Origin of the sequence: Hamadaea flava, assembly GCF_024172085.1 — a bacterium.
Lineage (GTDB): Bacteria > Actinomycetota > Actinomycetes > Mycobacteriales > Micromonosporaceae > Hamadaea > Hamadaea flava.
The window spans coordinates 2,227,882-2,245,759 of record NZ_JAMZDZ010000001.1 but is presented as its reverse complement, the minus strand read 5'-3'; the positions used below and the strand labels follow the sequence as shown (position 1 = coordinate 2,245,759).

Sequence of the window (17,878 nt, the reverse complement as noted above, 5' to 3'; positions counted from 1 at the left end):
GGGCACGGCCCCGACCCATTTCCGCATAGCCCGGGGACGGCGCAGCTTGGAACCCTCGCCGCCCCCGGTGCTCCTGCAAGGGAGGAGCACTGTCCATTGTTCACGCGAACCACTCTGGTGACCATCGGCGTCGGCGTGGCCGCCGCCACCGTCGCCGGGCTTACCCGGCAGCGACTGGTCACCGACCTGCGCGCACAGCTGCGCCGAGCGGAGCACACCGCCGCCCACGACCCGCTGACCGGCCTGCTCAACCGCGAAGGCCTCCTGGCACAGCTGCACCAGCTGCTGGCCGCGGACCGGCCGGTGTGGGTGTGGCTGGCCGACCTCGACCAGTTCAAACAGGTCAACGACACCTACGGCCACGACGCCGGCGACCAGGTGATCATCGAGGTCGCCCGAAGGATGCGCACGATCGCCCGCCACGGTTGGCAGATCGGCCACCTGCATGGCGACGAGTTCGCGGGATGCGGCCCCGGCGACCTCGACACGGGCATGAGCGCCGCCATCGCGATCCGCAACGCCATCGGCCACAGGCCCTTCACGCTTCCCGGCTGCCCAACCCTGGACGTCCGCGTGTCGATCGGTGTCGCCGCGTATCGGGTCGGGCTGAACGCTCCGCTGCTGTTTAAACACGCCGACCGGGCCATGTACGAAGCCAAAGACGACACCACCAAAGTCGTCGCCCACCGGCCCAGCGGCAACGACATCGACCACATCCCCGCCCGGCCGGCGCTACGCGACCGCGACCGCCCCCGCCACCGATAGCCCCTTTCCAGCCTGGCCAGGCACACCACCGGCCCATGTGGGACCGGTGTGCCTGGCCCCACCCTTCTGAAGAGGCACCTGCCATGAACTTTCGTAACTACACCCTTGTCCTGACCACCGACGGCCCGATACCTCAGACGGTCGGCCGGCTACTGTCCGACATCCGCACCGAGCTACTCACGTTCACCTACCCGCCCGCCGGGGACGGTCCCGTCGAGGCGCAGTTGCGCGGATCCGCCGACCCGACTGTGGTCGCCGCTGTCGTCCGGCACGCCCTGGCCCCGCTCGGACGCGGCATCCTGGCCGGCCAGCTGGTGTACGACGCCGACGCCGACGCCGACGCCGACACCGATGCCGCACCGTACGCCGGCGTGGACCTGTTCTGCCCGCGTCGGTCAGCGGGCTGCCCGCTACTGCCGCACCAAGGACCCTGCCCAGCGCCACAGCCGCCTGTGGCCCGCCACACCCTGGTCGACGTGACCCTGCGCGGAGGAATGGGACCGTACCGGGCCACGATCATCGGCTACCACGAGCCCGGCAGCACGCCACCGGCCGCGATCAGCCGCAGCGGACTGCAGCGCATCGGCGAAGACCTGAACACCGCGGGTCGCGGTCAGCTGCTGCTGGCCGAAGACGGCACCGCGATCGTCATCACCAGCACCGCCGAAGGCACCCCGAGCAAGTTGCTGCTCGACCGTGACGACGACGGCCTCTACCGGCTACCGCACGGCTGGGCCGAAACGGTGAGGCCGATCCGTACCCGCCTGAACTATCACGGGCTGACATTTCGCCGCGCCTTCGTGCGGCGGCCTGATCTGGCCGACGGATACCCGGCGTTGCTGATCCAGCCCGAGTACCGCAGGGTGGTGCCCTGGCTGTCCCGAGACACCCTGCTCCAGCTCGCGTACGACCTGCACGACACCAACGCGCAGTACGACGGCGAGGGAGGGGACCAGATCGTGTTCACCGATCCCGACGCCGTGCTGTTCCGCGTCGACCACAACCAGCGCAACGCCGGACCGGTGGCGATCCTGCGACCCAACCGGCTCGGCCTGTATCCCACCGGCCGCACCCGCATCGCGTGGACCGCCCAGCCGACCGCCGAACCACCGCTGACCGTCGCCACCGTCACCCTCGCCGGCACCAGCATCGAGGTCGACGCGTTCGTGCCCCGTGAAAGCCCCATCGGCCAGCCGGTCAACCCCATGCTGACCAGTTCCGGCATCACACAGCTCGCAACCGCCCTCTACACCGCCGGTCAGCAGCAGACCCGCGCACGGCTCACCGTCGAAGGCCACGTCGTGCACCTGCACACCCCCGGGACCGGACCCGCCGCTGCCGAAGTCCTGCGGCCAGACGGTTTCGGGCTGCGCCAGGTGCCCGTCGACGGCTGGCGGTGGCACCGAACATCCTGACCCACCGACAGCTCGACTCCCAGGCGGCCGGCTTGTGCTCACTGCCTCGCGGGGCCGCCACCCGATCCGCAGGCGCCTGGCTGGAGTCGGCACGAGCCGCCGCTTCTGCCAGCCCCTGTCACCCCAGCCCGCGCTGCTATCCGGCTGCCACCCGCCCACGGGCGACGACGACGGCCCTCCTGTTGTGACTTGTACATCAGCCGCCGTGGAGCGTCCATCAACGTCGACACCTCGACCGAACGGCAACACGTGACTTCCCGGGCCAGCACCAGGCCAGAGTGCCGCTGCTCGGGACAGCGACGAGCCGCCGACTAACACCTACGCCGTCTCTGGCAATCAATTCCCTTTGAGGAGCTGCGATGACCTCCGCACAGCAAACGATTCTGACCGATCTGCAGACGCACGGCCCGGCAACCCCCGCCGTGATCGCCGAACGCACCGGCCTCGGCTACTCCACCGTCACAGCCAGCCTGCGAAAGATCGCCGCTGCCGGACACGTGCACCGCGACGACGCCAGCATCTGGACCGCCGCCGAGCCCACAGAGTCGACCGAACCGACCCCGTCAGCCACCGCTACCGCCGCCGCTACCATCGCCGACGGCACCGACTCGACCGAACCAGCCAGCCCTAGCGCGCCTGCCGACGAACGGGCAGACGAAGACACCGAACCACAGCCGGAGACCTCCGATCCCGCAGCAGCCGCTCACGAACCGGATGACCGGACCACGGCAGCGGCCCTCTCGCAGCGCGAGGAAGACGAGCAACCGGAGGAGCCGGAGCGGCCAGAAGTGGATGAGGAGCCTGAACAGTCTGAGAGGACTGGCCCCATCGGTCCCGATGAGGCCGACGGTGACAGCAGCGTCGATGACACGGCTACTCCGGATGGCGGCGGGCCGCCGGACGCCGACGCGCCAGCGGACAAGCCTCGCCGACCGTACACCCGCTCAGGTAAGCCAATCCGCAAGAAGCACCAGCTGCAAGCCGAAGTGCTGGCCTACCTGACCGCTCACCCTGGGCAGCAGGTCACTCCGCACACGATCGGCAAGGCCATCGACGCCGCCGACGGCGCGGTCATCAACGCCTGCAACAAACTCGCCCACGAGGCCAAGATCCAGCGCGTCGAGACCACGAAGGCGATGTTCGTCTACGACCCAGACGACACCACCGCACACGCGAGCTGAGCCGAACACCCATCCACCGGTGGGCAGGCATGCCGCATGCCGCCGTGGCACGCCTGCCCACCGCTGTTACGTGGGTCTGGGTAGGGGCGCAGCCGCCCACGACTCAACCGCGCACCGACTCCCACCGCAGCTGCCTCTTCCGTGGCATGCCGGCTGGAGCCGGGAGCTTTCACGCTCAAGGAGGCACCTCGATGTCCTTATCCCTGGTCGTCGTCGCGCATGTCCTTGCCGCTGACGTCGCCGCCGATCTCACCGGCTGGTACGCCCGATACGCCGCAGCCATCGCCGAGAACAACGCCCGCGACCTGGAGGAGGCGGAAGTCGAGGCGAAGTCGATTCTCACCGACGTCGCCAACGCGCTCAGTCGTCAACAGACCTGTTTGGCGCTGCCCCGCGCGTGTTTGAAGCTGGTCATCGGCCGCCGGCTCGACGACGCCGACTTGCACCGCCTGGCGGTCGCTGTCGAGCACTCCACCATCCCGGAGGCTCTGGCCACCATCGCCGGCGAACTGTAATCGCGAACCACACGTCAAGGCGGAACGTCCCTGGTCACACAGATCAGGGCCGTTCGGCAACCCCGTCGCGGGCACCAGGCTGATCGCACATCTCTGCCCGTGACCGCGGGCAGCAGACAGATGGTGCCCGAATGTCTAGAAAGGAATCCTGATGTTGCAACCTGAATCTGTTCCGTGCGCATCCTGCCCGTGGCGGCGCGACAATCGTCCGACCCTGACCGGTCGGCAAGTCCTTGCCTTGCGCGACAGCTGCGGCGCCCGCGGCGACGAGGCCGGCCTGTCCGCGCCGATGGTCGCCTGTGTCATGGGTGAGCAGCAGCGGCCTTGCGCGGGGTGGCTGGCCGCCCACGGGGTCGAGCACCTCGGTGTCCGGTTCCTCGCCGCGACCGGCAAGATCCCCGCCGCCGCGCTCAAGCCCCAACCCGGCTGGCCAGCCTGCTACGCGAATCTGGAAGAACTCGCCGAGGCCCACACCGCCGAGAGCCTGGCCGACCTGACCGACACCGCGGAGGATTCCGAGGCTGACCTCGACGTCCACGACCCGGTCAGCGGCCGGGCGCGGCTCATGCGAGACCTGTGCAGCACCTGCATTCTCAGGCCTGGAGATCTGATGCATCTCGGCCCGGACTATCTGCGCGAGTTCCTGGCGCAGGCCCGCGCCGGTGGCTCGTTCGTCATCTGCCATCAGACGCTGCCCGGTATGAGCGAGCCGCAACTGCCAGCGGCGATCTGCCGCGGCTTCGCCAACAGCTACGACACACCGGCCCTGCAGATCGCCGCCAGCCGAGGCTTCGACGAGATCCCCACACCACCGGCACCCGACACCGGACGACCCAGCACACGTCCAGACGTCGCGTAGCGACACCAGCCGCCGACCACCGGCGGCAGCAAACCGGCGACGTCGCCCGCCGCCGCAGGCACGCACGGCCCACGCGCGGTGCCAGCCGTGACCCGATCGCGGCACGTCGGCGCGGCCCGCCGCATCCAACAGTCACAACCCTCCGTCGTGCCACGACGGCGGCTTCGCCATGCCCAGAACCGGAAAGGACATCCTCATGACCAGCCCAACATCGGCCACCCGCACACACCGCTCCCGCAAGAGCCACAGCCCGGCCATCGACAACCCTGACAAGGCGGCCAAAGCAGTCGCGACCGCCGACGTCATCGGCCAGCGCATGACCAGCCTCATCCGACACCTGACAAGCCTGGACCCGCAGCAACTGGCCGAGGTCGCCGAACCCGTGCTCGAACGCCTGTCGGCCGTCGTGTCCACCATCCACGACCTGCACGAGGTGTTCGCCGGATGGGCCGCCGACCACACCGAACGCACCGAACACATCGACCACCGCGAGAACACCGACGCCGACGTGGTAGCCGAAGATCGCCCGATGCAGGCGCTCGCAGACAGTGAACGACCCACCGTCGACCACGACGACGCTTCCGCCGACTCGGTGTCGCACCACAGCACACCCGCCGATCGCGGCGGCAAGCAAGCCGGAGAGCCGGCGAGCACCGGCGACCATCCAGACGTTGCATCAGAGCCAGGCGCGCCCGGCGATGCAATGCAACCCACCCCGCCCGCAACCGCCGCGGATCCCGGCAACGGCCACGCCAACAACACCGTCTCTCCCGCCGGCCAGATCCACCGCGAGCCGACGCGGCAAGCGGCACCCCTGCACACCGTCGCCGATCTCCGCCATGCGCTCGGCGCCAGCGCCGATGACGCCCCGATCCGGGTGCTGCACGGCGGCACGACCTATGCACTGGCCATGCCGGCCGACGGCGGCCCGATGATCCTGATCGACCTTGCCGACCAGAACACCGCCAGGATGGTGCCGATCGCCTGACCAACTGCCCACCACGACTATCCGATCCAGATCAGCCAATACCCGCAGCGCGCTGCCCCCGCCGGCACCCGACACACCAAGGGGCGCGGCGGCGGCACCCGATCGGCCTTCCGTGCCGAGCACCCACCAGATACCGGTGCGCTTGCCTCACTGGTGACCGCGCCATACGACTGCTGCACTGCTGCACTGCTGCACTGCTGCCCGGCCCCGGCCCTAGGCAGCGACCCCAGTTCCACATACCCAAGGGGTCGCGCCAGGGCAACGGCCCCGGCGCGACCCCTTCCACTTTTCTAGGAAGGCAACGCTGTGCGAGACCGACCGCACCCCCCACATGGTGGGCAGATGCGATGACGACGCCGACCCCACCCAAGCTCAACCGCTCCGGCACGGTCAAACTCGGCCCGAACGAGCTGCGCAAGGACGTCCTTGCTTTCCTGGCCGCCCATCCCGACAAGGCCTTCACGATCGCCGAGATCTGCGCCGGGATCGGCCGCACGAACGGTGCGGTGCCCCTGGCCGCCAAGCGCCTGGTCGAACTCGGGCAGGCCGTGAACGTCGGCAACACCTTCCAGTTCGCCGCCGGCACCGCGACACCCCCAGCATCCGCGGCCCCACCGGTGGCAGTGGTGGCGGGCAAGCCCACGTCGATCCTGCGCCCGAACGGGCAGCAGTACTATCCCCGACGCCTGGCCGACGGCACAGACATCGAGGTCCTGCGCCGGCTGCGGACGGCGGGCATCCCGGCGCTGCTCTACGGGCCGCCCGGCACCGGCAAGACCTCACTGCTGGAAGCCGCGTTCCCCGACCTGATCACCCTCGCCGGTGACGAGGACACCACCGTCGGGGACCTGGTCGGCGACTACGTGCCAGACGGGGCCGGCGGCTACCGGTGGGTCGACGGGCCACTCACCGTCGCGATGACCACCGGCGCCGTTCTGCTCGCCGACGACGCCACCCTGATCAGCCCCAAAGTACTGGCCGCCCTGTATCCGGCGATGGACGGCCGCGGCGAGATCACAGTGAAAGCCCACGGCGCACGCACCGTCCACGCTGTCCCCGGATTCTACGTCGTGGCCGGGCACAACCCCGGCGCCCACGGGGCGATCCTCACCGAAGCCCTCGCGTCGCGGTTCACCGCGCAGATCGAAGTGTCCACCGACTACGACCTGGCACAGCAACTGGGCGTCGACAAAAGGCTCGTCGCCGCCGCCCGGGTCCTGTCCGGCAAAACCAAGACAGGCGAGGCCGGCTGGGCGCCGCAGATGCGCGAACTGCTCGGCGCCCAGCGCCTGGCCGCGCAGATCGGCCTCGACCACGCCGTAGCCAACCTGATCGGCGCCGCGCCGCCCGAAGACCGCGACGAAGTCGTCGCCACCTTGACGAAGGCGTTCCGTAAACCGCCGCTGTCGCCGCTGTCGGTCGGCAACCAGATCTGAACCACACCACCACTAGACAGGAGACCTTCGTTGGCCTCACATGTCACCCCAGCCGGTGCGGCGATCACACATCCGCCGATCGCCGCCGACTGGAAACCCTGGTCGGACACCTGGACCCAGCTCGTTCAACGGCTCAGCCCGCGCCGGGATCTGACGGTCATCGTCACCCCCGGCGCCGGCCAAGGATCACCGGCGTGCATGACCGTCCCCGACGCCACCATTGAAGTCAACGCCGACCACGTCACCGTCGACCCCACGGTTGCGGATCCCACGGACCTGACGATGCGGCCCCTTTACGCCACAGGCTGGGGTCTGCTGGTCCACGAAGCCGCACACGCCGACCACACCCGATGGCCCGAAGCCGTCGACGACACCTGCGACCGGCGTGTCCTCGACGCGGCCATGCTGCTGGAGGAAGCCCGCAGCGAACACCGCCACCTTGCCCGGCGGCCCCGCGACCGGCAATGGCTGACCGCGGCCACCACCGAACTCCTCCTCGACATCCCGCCCCTGTTCAGCCGAGCCGACGCCGCCACGGCTGCCGCGCTGCTGCTGGCCCGCGTCGACGCCGGCATCCTGACCGTCGACGTGGCCGCCGACGCCCGGCAGGCCATCCGCGCCATCCTCGGCGGCAAACTGCTCACCAAACTCGAGAAGATCTGGCGCCGGGCGTTACGGACCCGCGACGACGACCATTCGGCCATGATCGAATGGGCTGACCAGTGGGTTCGTGCCCTGGGCCACGTCGCACACCAGTTGGCGCCCGAGGCCGCCGGCCGCCTCCGGCAGGCGATCGAGGCGGTCGTCGCGGTCATCGCCGCCCAGGTGCACTCCGACGCGATTGACGCGCTCAACGAACTGGCCCGCCGCCAACGTGCCGCACAGAACGCCACCGAACAGGCCATTCGTGCGGCGGCGAAACGGGCCGCCGAGCAACTGTTCCGCCGGCCCGCCACGGTGGCGACCCGGCCACCGGCCGACGCCGAACGCGCCGCATGCGGGAAACTGACCCGCGCGCTGCGCGACGCGGCACTGCGCGAGCCGACCGTGACCATCGGCGCCGCACCGGTTCCACCCGGCCGGCTGCGCGTGCGGGCCGCGATGAGCAACCAGATCCAGACCCGCATGGGCCAGACCCCGACGAGTGAACCGTGGCGGCGCAAAACCCGCCAACCCAACCCGCGTCCACCGCTGCGCGCCGGCATCGCCGTCGATGTCTCTGGCAGCATGGCAGGCTTCCTCGACCCGGCCGCCGTCACCACCTGGCTCCTGGCCAACGCCACCAGCCGGCTACCCGGATCGGCCACCGCAACGGTGATCTTCGGCGACCAGACGCGCGCCATCACCCGCCCCGGGCAACCCTTGGCCGGTGTGCCGATCCTGCCTCAGGACGGTGCCACCGAAGGATTGCTCACCGCCATCGACGCACTCGACGACCAACTCGGTCTGTCGGCCGCCGGGCACAGCGCTCGCCTGCTCGTCATCGTCAGCGATGGTTGGCTCGACTCGCAAGAGCTCGCGTTGTGCCAAGGCCGCCTGGACCGGCTCGCCCGCGCAGGCTGCGGCCTGCTGTGGATCGGACCGGAAAACAGCCTCCCCCTGCGCGGCGGGCGCATCGTGCTGGCCGACGACACCGCCACCATCGCCGACCTGATCACCAGCGCCGCCGTCGACGCCCTACGTGAACGCTGACCAGCCGTCCGCTGTACGCCAGTCGCTGGTCGAAGTTGCTGCCGCAGCAGGGGCAGCGGCTTCGACCACTTGATCTACAGCGCGATCCACGGGTCCATACAGAACCCAGCAGGACGTCCGCGGACCGCCGGCCGTCCTGATCGCCATGTCACGAGACGAGGAGCAACACCCACGTGAGCACATCATCAAACGGCGACACGCCGAACCAGCGCCGGTGCCGCAGCCACAGCCAAGGGCCGCGGCGATGACCCGCGTGCGTACCGTCCGCGTCCTGACCTGCCACGCCAGCTTGGCCTGCGGCCACAGCGTCCGCACCGGCGTCATCGGCTTCTACCCGGTCGCGGTGCTCTGCCCGGCCTGCCCGCTGCTGTCCGCGTCCTGGGTCACCACCCTGGCGATCCTCGACGACGACCAAGCCCTCGTCGGCAAAGACGAGCCGCTGCCCGAGCCGTGGGTCGTCACCGTCGATCAACAACTGACCGCCGAAGCACCGAACTGGCAGACCTACACCGTCGCGATCTACACCGACCGCCGTCACAACGACGCCGCCCCGCCCGACGAGTACGTCCTCAACGCGCCAACCCTCACCGACGCGATCGTGCTCGCCGCCCGCGCCGCTGCTGCCGGCGAACTGCTCGACATCGGCGCGCTGATCGCGATCGACGACGACGGGCTGCCCAACATCCACGTCGTGTGTGCCCGTACCGGCAAGCCCACCCATCCCGCCGACACACCGGGACTGGCATGGACCGACCTGCGACCCGACACCCCAACCCCGCCAGACGGCCCATCGCAGCACAGCCGCTGACGCTCCGCCGTGCGGGACCTGCCGTGAACCCCCTTTACGGCAAGACCCGCACCGCGATTGCACACCATCCACGAAGGACAAATACCGCCATGCCGCCACCCCCGACTTTCGTCGACCATGCCCAGCGGGTCCTCACGGGCCTCGCCGATGCCATCACCGAGATCGAAGGCCACCAAGACGAACTCGACAAACCCGCACTCGAACTGGTGCAACTCGTCGGCGTCGAAGTCCAGGACATCACCGAAACGATCACCGGCCCTCAGCCCAGCAACCTCGCCGACCTCGTCGGCGAATTGACCGAGATCTCCACATGGCTGTCCGACCATGCCACCGGCCGGCCCCGCCTCGTTGCCGAGTTGACCCACGCCATCGCAGCCGCGATCAACGAACTGATCGCCTCCTGAACCAGCGCCCAACCCGAAGCCCGTCACAGACAGCACAAAGGTCACGCACGCCGTTGCGCGGCGGGACGTGACCAGGGCCGCGGCCCGGCATACAGCCATCCCGCACGACCAGCACGGTGATCCCACACCACGAATCCCGAGGTAGCCCATGCTGACCTTCTTCGACTTACGTAGCACCATCGACCTGGCCACCGACGCCCTGCACCGTGACAACAACCATGCGGCACTGTCATGGCAGCTCATCGGGCTTCCCACCCTGTCCGCTCACCCCGCCGACCCCGACGCCGCACCGGTCATGGTGCTCGACGAACGCTGGCTGACCAGCCGCTGGCCGCACATGACAGCCAGCGAGGCGCTCGCCGACCCACGCCTGCACCCACACTTCACCTACGAACTGTTGCCATTGGCCGGCGACGGCGAACAACACACCGCCCTCCAAGCTGGACTCGCCGATGGATGGACCCTGCTCGCCGCCGACATCGACGACCGGCAGATCTCCTGGTATCTCGCCCGCAGCCGCCGCCAGAGCACCCCCAAGAAGCTGCTGAGCGCCCACGCCCGCACCCCGCACCACCCGGTGCTGGGAGCCCTGGCCCAGTGGCAGTTCAGCTTCGTCAACGGCCCGCCCGGCCTCGACCATTGGATCGCCCACCGGTTCGGGCCCCGCTACGACGTCACCGTCATCCTCACCCGCACCGAGACTCGCATCTCCGCGGAGTCCTACGACGACACCCGCCAACAGTTGTTGCTGACGCTTCCGACTGGCAGTTCGCCGGAGATCTTCGCCGCCGTCGCCGCCGGGCTGGCCCACCTACCCGCAGCCGAGCCCTCGCCGGACCCCAGCGCCTGATCTGCCCGCCAGCCGCCCACATCCCGTCCCGCCATGGCGGCACGCACTCACCTCATGCCATACAGCGGCAGCCGCCGGCAAGCGGCCAAGCCTCGCACTATCCGACCGCGCATCAACATCTCAGCTGAAAGGCATTCGATGACTACACCGACCGCTGCACCCGGGCCGCCACCGGCTGGGCTGGACATGCCGTTGGCCCCGGCCGAGACCAGCGCCGCCCTCCACGCCGCGCGCCTGCAGTTCGCTCTGCTGATTCACCGTGCCCGCACCGCCGCCATCGCCGCCGTCCGGGCCGGCTGGTGGCCGCACAGTCACGCCCACCAGGCACTGACCAACGCCGGCCTGCACGGTCTGCCGACAATCTGGCCCGTACAGGCGAATCTGCGGCTGGACTGGCACGTCGCCGCCCTGACCGCCGACACCGCCCTGACACAGGCACAACGCGAGATCCCAGCGACCCTCACCCGAATGCTCGACGAGAAAGGCACGGTCGCCGAACTGACCTTCCACGCGGTCAACCCACAGCAACCCGGCGCAGACAACCTCGGCTACACCGTGTCGGTCACCGCGACCATGCAAATAGACGTCGAAGCATGCGGCCACGACGACGCGCCCGCCGCCGCACGACAGCGTGTGCGCACCATGCTGGCAGCCCAGGACACGCTGACCCTGACCGGCGGCGAAAACTACCAGTTGCCCGAGGACCTCGACGTCTGGGACCTCGACGTCCCCGACCTCGACCCGCCCAGCGACGACCTCACCGTGCCGCCGGCGCCCGACGGCCCGGTCCATCCGATGACCCTGACGCAGCTCACAGGGGCGCTGAACACGCTGACCCGGGCATTGCGCAGACAGGTCATCGACGACATCGGCAACGGCCTCGGCACCACCGGCGACCTCGGATACGACTACGCCGACCAGATCCTGACCGCCATGGGCCTGCAGCCCCTGCCGCGCTCCTGGCAATACGAGATCACCGCCACAATCCCGGTGACCGTGCACGCCGCCAGCGCCGCCGACGCCGCGTCGGCTGCCAGCCGCGCCATCGCCGACATCTACCCGACCCGGCCCCAATACATGCTGCCCATCACCTACACCACCGGACCGGTCACCCACCACGAGCCGACCGAAACCGCGCCAGGGCAGTGGTCCGCCCCGCAGACCGTCACCTACCTAGTGTGCCTCCGCGGCATCGACAGCCGAATCCTCGCCGAAGCCGCCATCCGCCAGCAACTGGCCGCATACGACCCGCAACTCGTTACTGGACCGCCGCTGAAGACGGTGCCGGTCGGGCACCGCGTCGACCGAATCCTCGACGGCGACCTCGACTGACCCGGACAGACCACAACGCGACGCCCGCCGCTGCCCCCCAAGACTCGCTGGCCGCGCCGGGCCTGGCAGCGCCCCGGGAATCGACACCGCCCTGGACTGGCCGTTCCCAGCGCAGCCGTGCGGCAAAAGCCGGCCAAGTCCAGGCATCGCCCACGCGACTTGACCGATCGCACACAGCACGGGTCGATGCGATGCCAGCCCAACAACCCCGGCCGCATTGCGGGCGGACAATCCCCCACGAGGAGCACGATGTGAGCTCACCCTTCAATCCCGACAATCGGGCCTACCGCCGATTCCTCACCGTCATCGGCGAACACTTCGACGTCGGACAATGGTTTCGCGACAGTGACCAGCAACCGGTCATGGTGACGATGACCGACCTACACAGCGGCGACATGTTCACCATCGGCTTGATGGACAGCGATGAGGACACCGCACCCCACATCCTCGCGGCGATCGACCTCAGCGGCGGCATCACCGCATACGGGCCATTCACTGGCAACACCGCAGCCAACAGCTACGCGGCGACCGCGGCCTTGTCCCGTCCCGACGTGGCCGCCACCCGGGCACTGCCTCTATACCTCCCCGACAAGATCCCGCCCCTCGACCTCTGGACGAACACGCCCGACGACATCGCGGAGACCATTCATCCCGCAGACGCCGACGGACCCACCGCGATCCTCGTCCTGGTCTATCGGCAACAGCCCCTGATCTGCGCAATCGGCCCCTTTCCTGATCACAGCACCGCAGCTAGTTGGCCATTATTGGCCGACCTTGCCCCCACGGTGCAGCGCCTGACCGCCGCCTTGCATCACGCATCAGACGCCGTCTGACACCGGCACGCCACCGACCGCCCAGGATCCGGCCCCTGGCAGGCCACCGCCCGGATCCTGGGCGACCAAGCGATGACCGCGGGTGGTCCACCTGCCCAATACCGTCGGGCTCGTCGCCCGCGCCACCTGTGCGGTGGCCCGACAGCTAACCCGCCCCGACCCCGTCCGGACCCTGGACGTGGGCCGCAGTCACGACGGCCCGCGCTGGTACCACCGGCGCGGACCGTCACCGACTATTGTCGATCTCACCGACGGCGGTGAATCCGACACCTACTTCGCGCCTCGGCTGTCCCGACACCCGTTCAGGGTGGTTCGGCGCTGGCACACGCGCTTCCCCTCTACCCGCGCCCCCATGCGCGCCACAGCGGAAGGACCTCGACATGGGATACGTGCACACATACGGCTATCAACCCGGCAGCGACCCGTTCGCGGCGGCCTGGCCGGCCATCGTCGGCGACGTCCAAACGATCATCGCCGCGGTCGCCGAAATCGGCATCGCCGTATGCGGCCCGATGGGCACCGGCGACCCGATCGCCGACCTGTCCGACGGCATCATGCTCAACGGCGACGACGCGGCCGGGCTCAGCTTCGACGGCTTCGACCTGCCCGCCCCGCACCACACTCCCGGCGCACCGGCGGACTGCCGCGTCTGGCGGTTCGTCAAAACAGCACGCCGCCCGTACGACCTGGCGGTGACCGCCATCCTGCTGCGCGCACATCTGCTGGCACCGGAGGTGTTCGCCATCGGCAGCGACGGCCAGTGGGCCGAGGAATGGACGACCCCACCCGGTGTCAACCCCCGCGACCTGGTGGCCCGCTTGTTCGGCGTTCACGTCGCCGACGATCCACTGGCCGACCCCTCCGAGGGCATGGCCATCGGCCCCACCGGCTGGATCGATCCGCGTCTCGTCGACAACCCGGTGATCCCATGAACCACCACCGACCCGCTCCAGGCCCGCTGACACCAGAACAGCAGCAGTGGCTCCAGCACACCATCGAAACCGTCGGCTGGGCGGTCATCACCACAGCCCTGCAGGCCGTCAGCGTCGATGTACCCTTCGCCTACACCGTCGGGCTCACCGAACGCGACCTGCCGGAACTACTCATCGTCGGAGTGCGGCACGACACCGCGATCAGCCTGCTCAACGACCTGGCCCGCCGAGCCAACAGTAGCGGCCCGCTCCTGCACGGGCAACGCCTCGACGACCTGATCACCGGCCTCGACGTGCTCATCCTCGAGGGACCCGCCGACGGACTGCTGCGCCCATCGGCGGCCCTGTACCTGTACGGGCCTGGTGCCGTGCGGCTGCAGCAATGTGTTTGGCCCGACCCGGACGGCCGGTTCCCCTGGGAACCCGGCTACACCATGCACCCCGCCGCACAGCCCACCATCAGTCAGCCGGAACCGTCATGAACAGCCAGCATGCACATGAGCACGCCGCCCACCGTAAAGCCGAATACCGGCGCGGGATGCGGGTCCGCCTGATCCGATTCGCCACCACCGGCGACGGCCTCGACGACAATCACCTCGTCCCGAACGGCACGTGCGGCACTATCACCTTCATCGACGACCTCGGCACCCTGCACATGCGCTGGGACAACGGATCCACCCTCGGACTGGCCATCGGCGACGAGTTCGAACTCCTACCCGCCAGCGGCTGATAGACCCGAGCCGGGCCGTCACGGCCGTCTCCACCGTCGTTACAGGTGACACCGTAGGAAAGCGGCCCTGCCTGCACCGAGTGCATACTCGGTGCAGGCAGCGTGCCAAGGGTGCACCGGCTTCTACCGTGGTCGATCCGCCTCGCGCGATCAGAGGGCAGAGCACGTCATGGGCTAGCCAGCAATGCCCTAATCAATCCAGGTTCGACCTGATCTTGTGATCGAGCGCACCACCACCCCGCCTGCGGTTTCGGTTCATGAACCTCGCCGGGCCGAGTAGCCGGCCCCCTGTGGGAGTGGCCGTGCCCTTTCGCATACCACCTTCGAGTCGCTCGTGTCCTTGCTGGGGGAGTGGTGCCGATCGATGTGGGTGTTCATGCTGCGCCGGTTGGAGCCAAGGCCGCGAGGTTCGGCTTTGCGTCGAGGAGTTCGCGGGCCAGGTCCAGCGTCGCTTGCTCGGGTGCGGTGTCGAGGTCGGCCAGGACCTGCGTGAGGTTGCGGATGGTGGCGTGGACGGCGTCGGTCATGCCGAGGCTGGCCAGCAGGCGCATGTGGCGGCGGTAAAGCGCTTCGTTGCCGGGGTCGGCGCAGATGGCCGTGGCCAGTAGCTCCGTGGCGCGTTCGGGGTCATGGGGGGTGGTGAGGTCGGCGAGGGCGGTGTGGGCTTCGACGATGGTGACGGTGGTGGTGACGCGGTATGCCTCGATCCAGTCGGCGTCGAGTTCGGGGGCCAGGGTTGTGGCGCCGAGGCTGGTGGCGTGTTCGAGGTGTGTTTGCCGCTGGTGTGGGTCGGTGGCTGCGGCTGCGGCTCTGGTGTGTCGGTGGAGTTGCCATAGGTCGACGTCGACGAGGTCGGGGTTGAGCCGGTACCGGTCGCCGGACAGCAAGATCGGGTTGCCGCGCAGGGTGGTGTGGTAGGTGAGGACTCTGCGCAGGCTGGTGACGGCTTGCTGGACGCTGGTCAGCGACTTGGCGACGGTGGAGTCGGGGTAGAGGATCTCGCAGATGATGCTGACGTCGCCGCCGTTGGGCCGGCACGCGAGGTAGACGGCGAGTTCCTTTGCTTTGCCGCGCAGGTGTGGGCGGGTGCCAGGTCGGTCAGGTCCGAAGGCGATCTGTCCGAGGACCTGCAGGGTTGCCTTGTCGTCGCCGTCGGGGCCAGGCACAGCGCCGACGGCGGCCGCTGTGTAGCCATTCTCGCGCGGTAGCTTGATAGGTTCCCCGTCCCCAGCGCCCCGGGTGACGCCTGCGCTGAGGTCGGGTGGTGGCGCGGTGGCGGGTCCAGCGGTGGCTTCGCGGATCAGGTGCAGGGCGTCGACGGTGTCCGCGGCGGTGAGCTGCGCTTGTCCTGGGCCGTTGCCGTCGGTGGTTCCGTCGACGGCGATCCATTGTGATGTGGGCCAGTCGCCGACGATGCGGACAGCCGCCGAGGTGCTGGCCGCCTCGAGTAGCGATTGCATTCGATCGGTTTGGTGGTGGTCCAGCGGCGGGACGAGGACCAGCAGCGTCCGGTGGACGGTCGGGTGGGTGGAGACTGGATCGTCGAGGGTGCGGCGGGTAGCCAGGAGTTGGGCGTGCATCTCGTCGAGAGCGTCGTCGACCGAGTCGCAGATGTGCAGATGGGGCCAGCCGGTCGTGTCGACGGCACGGTCGTCGAGCAGTGCCTGCATGGTTTCGGTGGTAGTGATGACGTGCCCTGGCGGGTTGTCGCCGTCGGGCGACAGCGCGGCGATGACGGCCGCGCGGGTGGCGGCCACTGCTTCGGGCCCGACCATCCCGACGGCGCCGACTGCGGCCGGCTCCGATGTCCGAGTGTCGGGTGGGCCGAGTTCGGCAGGCAGGGCGATGGTCTCGTCGTCAGGCTGGTTTCGGTGTGCTGCCCGGGTGGAGGAGTCTGGCAGCCGGAGTAGGTGCCGGGCGAGGGTGGCGATGTAGGGCAGCGGCCGTGGTTGGCCGGTTCTGGTAGCACGGTCGCGGGAGCTCTGGCGGGCCAGCCTTCGGCGTCGGATGACCAGAGTCGCAGCAGCCAGCAGCGCGGCGGCGAGCGTATAGGTCAGCCAACTGTCGGCTGCGGTGTGTGCGGAGCGGGCGGCAGTGGCCTTGCTGCTGGCGCTGCGATCAGGTGTGGGGGCCTGATTCGATGGCGCAGTGGTTTCGAGGTTGACGACGCCGTCGGGGTCGACGGTGGCGGGAGTGGTGATGCTCGGCGATGGCGTCGGGATCGTCGGTGTGACGGGTGGCTGGCGGGGCGGCAGTTCCGGATCGGTGGCCGGTGGTGTGGTCGTGGGTGGATTCGGTGTCGGCTTGTGTGCTGGTATCGCGCCGGTTGGCGGGACGGCGTCGGCGGGGAGTTTGAGGTCCCAGCGGGGATAGATGAGGTCGCAGTCGCGCAGGGTTCCACCTGCGGCGAAATGGCGATGCTTGTTGAGCCGGCAGATTTCTGGCCACCTGTCGGCGTTGCCGAGCCACTGCCGGGCGATCGTGGACATGGTGTCGCCGCGGCGGACGGTGACGTGATATCGCTGGCCTTTGACCACGAATGTGACCTTGCCGGTCGTGTTCGTCGTCTTGACGATGGACGGATGCATGGTGGCCGGGGTGGCCACGACGGCGGTCGCTGCTGGTGGTTTCTGGGCTGGTCCGCTGGTGGTTTTGGCGTGGGCGGGGCCGGTGATCAGGCCGATGATGCTGGCGCCGACGATGCCGGCCGCCAACGCCCGCAACGGAGCGGGCAGCCGCAGCCGCGGCCAGCGGCGGTGGGCCAGCCGGGCGATGATCTCGACGGCGAGGGCGGTGACGATGAGCAGCAACAGCAGCCACCCTGTGCAGGCCCCGAGATCGCGCAGAAAGCTGCCCTGCAGCGGATCGTCGAGCAGCGCGATCCACTCCGCGCGGGTGGGCCAATGGTCGGGTAGCGGCCAGCCGGACAGCCGTACCAGGAACCAGGCGAACCCGGCCATGACCGTCAGGCTGCAGATCGTGTTGACCACGGCGCGCACACCGCGGGCCAGTCGTGTCCATGGCGAGGTGTTGGCTGCCACTGTCGATCACCCCTGAAGAGATCCTCTGATGTGCGGTGCCGCTGGTCGCGGGCGGTGTTCCGACCCGCCCTGTGGTTATCCACAGGGATGTGGATAA

General features: G+C 69.1%; 17 protein-coding genes. 16 read left to right on the top strand and 1 reads right to left on the bottom strand.

What is annotated here, in order from left to right; genetic code table 11:
* Positions 1–96 precede the first annotated feature (96 nt).
* The 16 genes from HDA40_RS10580 (at position 97) to HDA40_RS10505 (ending at position 14,740) form a co-directional block, all read left to right on the top strand.
* The gene (locus HDA40_RS10580; RefSeq protein ID WP_253754475.1) at positions 97–765 is read left to right on the top strand and encodes a GGDEF domain-containing protein; all 669 of its coding nucleotides are present in this window, start codon (positions 97–99) and stop codon (positions 763–765) included.
* 83 nt (positions 766–848) lie between these two features.
* Positions 849–2,180, top strand: coding sequence for a hypothetical protein (locus HDA40_RS10575; protein ID WP_253754473.1), 1,332 nt, complete (start codon positions 849–851; stop codon positions 2,178–2,180).
* Positions 2,181–2,539: 359 nt separating this feature from the next.
* Positions 2,540–3,361 carry a winged helix DNA-binding protein gene (locus tag HDA40_RS10570; protein ID WP_253754471.1) on the top strand — a complete coding sequence of 274 codons (822 nt, stop codon included), beginning with the start codon at positions 2,540–2,542 and terminating at the stop codon, positions 3,359–3,361.
* 191 nt (positions 3,362–3,552) lie between these two features.
* Positions 3,553–3,876 carry a hypothetical protein gene (locus HDA40_RS10565; protein ID WP_253754468.1) on the top strand — a complete coding sequence of 108 codons (324 nt, stop codon included), beginning with the start codon at positions 3,553–3,555 and terminating at the stop codon, positions 3,874–3,876.
* A 151-nt stretch (positions 3,877–4,027) separates the two neighbouring features.
* Positions 4,028–4,735 (top strand): DUF6283 family protein, encoded by a 708-nt coding sequence (locus HDA40_RS10560; protein ID WP_253754466.1) that lies wholly within the window; start codon positions 4,028–4,030, stop codon positions 4,733–4,735.
* 196 nt (positions 4,736–4,931) lie between these two features.
* The gene (locus HDA40_RS10555; RefSeq protein ID WP_253754464.1) at positions 4,932–5,723 is read left to right on the top strand and encodes a hypothetical protein; all 792 of its coding nucleotides are present in this window, start codon (positions 4,932–4,934) and stop codon (positions 5,721–5,723) included.
* A gap of 347 nt (positions 5,724–6,070) precedes the next feature.
* Positions 6,071–7,159: an AAA family ATPase gene (locus HDA40_RS10550; RefSeq protein WP_253754462.1), complete on the top strand. Its 1,089-nt coding sequence runs from the start codon at positions 6,071–6,073 to the stop codon at positions 7,157–7,159.
* A gap of 30 nt (positions 7,160–7,189) precedes the next feature.
* A complete protein-coding gene (locus HDA40_RS10545; RefSeq protein WP_253754460.1) occupies positions 7,190–8,851 on the top strand; it encodes a vWA domain-containing protein in 1,662 nt (553 codons plus the stop codon).
* Positions 8,852–9,095: 244 nt separating this feature from the next.
* The gene (locus HDA40_RS10540; RefSeq protein ID WP_253754458.1) at positions 9,096–9,659 is read left to right on the top strand and encodes a hypothetical protein; all 564 of its coding nucleotides are present in this window, start codon (positions 9,096–9,098) and stop codon (positions 9,657–9,659) included.
* Positions 9,660–9,682: 23 nt separating this feature from the next.
* Positions 9,683–10,063, top strand: a complete 381-nt coding sequence (locus tag HDA40_RS10535) for a hypothetical protein (RefSeq protein ID WP_253754456.1) — start codon at positions 9,683–9,685, stop codon at positions 10,061–10,063.
* A 148-nt stretch (positions 10,064–10,211) separates the two neighbouring features.
* Complete coding sequence (locus HDA40_RS10530; RefSeq protein ID WP_253754454.1) at positions 10,212–10,913, top strand: hypothetical protein; 702 nt, start codon at positions 10,212–10,214, stop codon at positions 10,911–10,913.
* Positions 10,914–11,051: 138 nt separating this feature from the next.
* Complete coding sequence (locus HDA40_RS10525; RefSeq protein WP_253754452.1) at positions 11,052–12,245, top strand: hypothetical protein; 1,194 nt, start codon at positions 11,052–11,054, stop codon at positions 12,243–12,245.
* 191 nt (positions 12,246–12,436) lie between these two features.
* Positions 12,437–13,078: a hypothetical protein gene (locus tag HDA40_RS10520; protein WP_253754450.1), complete on the top strand. Its 642-nt coding sequence runs from the start codon at positions 12,437–12,439 to the stop codon at positions 13,076–13,078.
* Between the two features lie 380 nt (positions 13,079–13,458).
* A complete protein-coding gene (locus tag HDA40_RS10515) occupies positions 13,459–14,010 on the top strand; it encodes a hypothetical protein (protein ID WP_253754449.1) in 552 nt (183 codons plus the stop codon).
* Positions 14,007–14,492 carry a DUF4262 domain-containing protein gene (locus HDA40_RS10510; protein WP_253754447.1) on the top strand — a complete coding sequence of 162 codons (486 nt, stop codon included), beginning with the start codon at positions 14,007–14,009 and terminating at the stop codon, positions 14,490–14,492. Before HDA40_RS10515 ends, HDA40_RS10510 begins: the two co-directional genes overlap by 4 nt.
* Positions 14,489–14,740 carry a DUF4314 domain-containing protein gene (locus tag HDA40_RS10505; protein ID WP_253754445.1) on the top strand — a complete coding sequence of 84 codons (252 nt, stop codon included), beginning with the start codon at positions 14,489–14,491 and terminating at the stop codon, positions 14,738–14,740. The genes HDA40_RS10510 and HDA40_RS10505 overlap by 4 nt, the downstream gene beginning before the upstream one ends.
* A 374-nt stretch (positions 14,741–15,114) precedes the next feature.
* On the opposite strand, the gene HDA40_RS10500 is transcribed toward HDA40_RS10505, so the two are convergent.
* Entirely contained in the window at positions 15,115–17,781 is a 2,667-nt protein-coding gene (locus tag HDA40_RS10500; protein ID WP_253754443.1) for an AfsR/SARP family transcriptional regulator, read from the bottom strand.
* Positions 17,782–17,878: the final 97 nt, after the last annotated feature.

Bases quoted from the DNA above. Each gene is read 5' to 3' on its own strand.
- HDA40_RS10575 (WP_253754473.1), top strand. From the start codon at position 849: ATGAACTTTCGTAACTACACCCTTGTCCTGACCACCGACGGCCCGATA.
- HDA40_RS10570 (WP_253754471.1), top strand. From the start codon at position 2,540: ATGACCTCCGCACAGCAAACGATTCTGACCGATCTGCAGACGCACGGC.
- HDA40_RS10565 (WP_253754468.1), top strand. From the start codon at position 3,553: ATGTCCTTATCCCTGGTCGTCGTCGCGCATGTCCTTGCCGCTGACGTC.
- HDA40_RS10560 (WP_253754466.1), top strand. From the start codon at position 4,028: ATGTTGCAACCTGAATCTGTTCCGTGCGCATCCTGCCCGTGGCGGCGC.
- HDA40_RS10555 (WP_253754464.1), top strand. From the start codon at position 4,932: ATGACCAGCCCAACATCGGCCACCCGCACACACCGCTCCCGCAAGAGC.
- HDA40_RS10550 (WP_253754462.1), top strand. From the start codon at position 6,071: ATGACGACGCCGACCCCACCCAAGCTCAACCGCTCCGGCACGGTCAAA.
- HDA40_RS10540 (WP_253754458.1), top strand. From the start codon at position 9,096: ATGACCCGCGTGCGTACCGTCCGCGTCCTGACCTGCCACGCCAGCTTG.
- HDA40_RS10530 (WP_253754454.1), top strand. From the start codon at position 10,212: ATGCTGACCTTCTTCGACTTACGTAGCACCATCGACCTGGCCACCGAC.
- HDA40_RS10525 (WP_253754452.1), top strand. From the start codon at position 11,052: ATGACTACACCGACCGCTGCACCCGGGCCGCCACCGGCTGGGCTGGAC.
- HDA40_RS10520 (WP_253754450.1), top strand. From the start codon at position 12,437: ATGCCAGCCCAACAACCCCGGCCGCATTGCGGGCGGACAATCCCCCAC.
- HDA40_RS10515 (WP_253754449.1), top strand. From the start codon at position 13,459: ATGGGATACGTGCACACATACGGCTATCAACCCGGCAGCGACCCGTTC.
- HDA40_RS10510 (WP_253754447.1), top strand. From the start codon at position 14,007: ATGAACCACCACCGACCCGCTCCAGGCCCGCTGACACCAGAACAGCAG.
- HDA40_RS10505 (WP_253754445.1), top strand. From the start codon at position 14,489: ATGAACAGCCAGCATGCACATGAGCACGCCGCCCACCGTAAAGCCGAA.